This window comes from uncultured Escherichia sp. (genome assembly GCF_948475835.1).
Lineage (GTDB): Bacteria > Pseudomonadota > Gammaproteobacteria > Enterobacterales > Enterobacteriaceae > ECMA0423.
In genome coordinates this window covers 1-2,703 of the sequence record NZ_CAOLGM010000237.1, presented here as the reverse complement: position 1 = coordinate 2,703, position 2,703 = coordinate 1, and the positions used below count along the sequence as shown (strand labels likewise).

3 protein-coding genes and 1 pseudogene are annotated in these 2,703 nt (G+C 50.9%); 1 reads left to right on the top strand and 3 read right to left on the bottom strand.

The window, feature by feature from the left end; genetic code table 11:
* Positions 1 to 351: pseudogene (locus QZF50_RS23420) on the top strand (MFS transporter); the annotation flags it as partial.
* A 31-nt stretch (positions 352 to 382) separates the two neighbouring features.
* Here QZF50_RS23420 and QZF50_RS23415 read toward each other — a convergent pair.
* The 3 genes from QZF50_RS23415 to QZF50_RS23405 form a co-directional block, all read right to left on the bottom strand.
* Complete coding sequence (locus tag QZF50_RS23415) at positions 383 to 1,423, bottom strand: NADP(H)-dependent aldo-keto reductase (protein ID WP_001472132.1); 1,041 nt, start codon at positions 1,421 to 1,423, stop codon at positions 383 to 385.
* 107 nt (positions 1,424 to 1,530) lie between these two features.
* Entirely contained in the window at positions 1,531 to 1,749 is a 219-nt protein-coding gene (gene ygdR / locus QZF50_RS23410) for a lipoprotein YgdR (protein ID WP_000758655.1), read from the bottom strand.
* 137 nt (positions 1,750 to 1,886) lie between these two features.
* Positions 1,887 to 2,600, bottom strand: coding sequence for a TerC family protein (locus QZF50_RS23405; protein ID WP_001472131.1), 714 nt, complete (start codon positions 2,598 to 2,600; stop codon positions 1,887 to 1,889).
* Between the last annotated feature and the right edge of the window lie 103 nt (positions 2,601 to 2,703).

Genomic DNA, 2,703 nt, shown 5'->3' with positions numbered 1-2,703 from the left:
GTGTCACGCTGTATGCCAGCCGGGATTTTGATTGGCGTGGTGGTACTGATTTTTTCCCTGCAACACGAGCTGCTGCCAGCCTATGCCTTGTTGATGCTGATTGGCGTGATGGGGGGCTTTTTTGTCGTTCCGCTCAATGCGTTGCTACAGGAGCGGGGTAAAAAAAGCGTCGGGGCGGGGAATGCGATTGCAGTACAAAACCTTGGCGAAAACAGCGCCATGTTGTTGATGCTGGGCATTTACTCGCTGGCGGTAATGATAGGCATCCCGGTCGTGCCCATTGGCATTGGCTTCGGTGCGCTGTTTGCGCTGGCAATAACGGCGCTGTGGATCTGGCAGCGCCGTCATTAATATTTAACGCCGGTTTTAACCGGCGTTAATCTTATGGTGCCGGATAAGTATAAACCTGATGCACCGCTTCAATTTCAGCTAATACGTCTTCGCTTAACTCCAGATGCAAACTTTCGATGTTAGTTTTCAGCTGATCCATCGTGGTTGCGCCCAGCAGAGTGCTGGCAACAAACGGTTGACGGCGTACAAACGCGAGCGCCATCTGAGCAGGGTCCAGGCCATGACGTCTGGCGATATCAACATACGCCGCGACGGCTTTTTGCGTTTGCTCACCGCTATAGCGGGTGAACCGACTAAAGAGCGTATTACGTGCGCCAGCGGGTTTTGCACCATTGAGATATTTCCCGGTCAGCGTGCCGAAACCCAGGCACGAATAGGCCAGCAGTTCGACCCCTTCATACTGGCTGACTTCTGCCAGACCTACTTCAAAACTGCGGTTTAACAGACTGTAAGGGTTCTGAATGGTGACAATACGCGGCAGATCGTGTTTGTCCGCCAGATGCAGGTAGCGCATTACGCCAAATGCAGTTTCGTTCGACACGCCGATATAACGAATTTTTCCCGCGCGTTGGTACTCTGCCAGTGCGTCCAGCGTATCCAGCAGCGAAACCGCAGGCGCAGAATCCGTCCAGCTATAACCGAGTTTGCCGAAGCAGTTGGTCGGGCGCTGCGGCCAGTGCACCTGATAAAGATCGAGGTAATCAGTCTGTAGGCGCTTGAGGCTGTCATGCAGCGCTTCGCGGATATTCTTCCGATCCAGCGCCTGATCCGGGCGGATGCCCTTGTCATTATTGCGCGACGGTCCGCTCACTTTGGAGGCGATAATTAACTTTTCGCGGCTGCCATGTTTCGCCAGCCAGTTGCCGACGTAGGTTTCGGTTAACCCTTGCGTTTCGGGGCGCGGAGGTACTGGGTACATTTCGGCAACGTCGATAAGGTTAATGCCCTGAGCGACGGTATAGTCGAGTTGTGCGTGGGCGTCGGCTTCGCTGTTCTGTTCACCAAACGTCATCGTGCCAAGCCCCAGCGTGCTGACTTCCAGCGAACTGTGGGGTATACGGTGATATTGCATAGCCGTTTCCTTTTTATAATCACGACATAAGGAATATAAAAATGGCAGAGGGAAGGGAAAAGGGAAAGAGAAAAATCTTAAGGCCAGCCGGATGCTGACCTTATTTGTTAACGTTCAATAATTTGCGAAACATCATCACGGTTAATTTGCATCGCGTTACCTTGCTGATCGTGATAACTCACCAGCCCGGTATCATCATCAATTTCAGGTTTTCCATCGGTCAAAATCATACGGCCATCTTTGGTCGCCATGACGTAATCACTGGAACACCCGGAAACAGCAAACGCCAGTCCGACTGCAGAAATTATTACTGCCCATTTTTTCATCCGGTTATCCTCATTTGGCCTACCTATGATAATAGTCTGTTTATAAACCGACGTTATATATCTTGAAAGCAGGAAAATCTTAAACTGTGAGGGTAAAAGGAGTGAGTACGCCCTCCCGCAGGAGAGCGTACGGAGTATCAGAGCGGATTCTTTTTGTTGCGAATCAAGTTGAGGCTTTCAACCGCAATAGAGAAGAACATCGCGAAGTAGATGTAACCTTTCGGTACGTGGATGTCGAAACTTTCCAGAATCAGGGTAAAGCCCACCAGAATCAGGAAAGAGAGCGCCAGCATTTTTACCGAAGGATGGCGTTCGACAAAATCACCAATCGAGCGCGCGGCGAACATCATCACGCCTACGGCAATCACCACGGCTGCCATCATAATAAACAGGTGATCTGACAGACCCACAGCCGTAATCACCGAGTCGAGGCTAAAGATAATATCCAGCAGCATAATCTGCACGATAGCGCCGAGGAATGATGAAACGCGTGTTTTCAGCCCTTCTTCTTCACCTTCAATGGATTCGTGGATTTCCTTGCTGGCTTTCCAGATAAGGAACAAGCCACCCAGAAGCAGAATCAAATCACGGGCAGAAATTTCCTGACTGAATATTGTAAAAAGCGGATTTGTCAGGCGCGTAACCCAGGCGATTGATGCCAGCAGCGCCAGACGCATAACCATGGCTCCCGCCAACCCCAGACGGCGCGCATGAGCACGTTGTGCTGTGGGAAGCTTTGCCACCACCAGAGAAAGGAAAATAATATTGTCGATCCCAAGAACGATCTCCAGCAGCGTCAGCGTACCGAGCGCAAGCCAGGCGTTAGGATCGGGTATCCATGCAAATAACATCTAAAAAGCCCTGCCAAAAAAATGAAGCGGTAATTATATGCCCGGAAAGCGGCAGGTCAAAGCGATGGCTACTGGATCAGAAAATGACGGGCCAGTAGCGCAC

Excerpts from the sequence above, each read along its gene's own strand:
- QZF50_RS23415 (WP_001472132.1), bottom strand. The coding sequence starts at position 1,423 with ATGCAATATCACCGTATACCCCACAGTTCGCTGGAAGTCAGCACGCTG.
- ygdR (WP_000758655.1), bottom strand. The coding sequence starts at position 1,749 with ATGAAAAAATGGGCAGTAATAATTTCTGCAGTCGGACTGGCGTTTGCT.
- QZF50_RS23405 (WP_001472131.1), bottom strand. The coding sequence starts at position 2,600 with ATGTTATTTGCATGGATACCCGATCCTAACGCCTGGCTTGCGCTCGGT.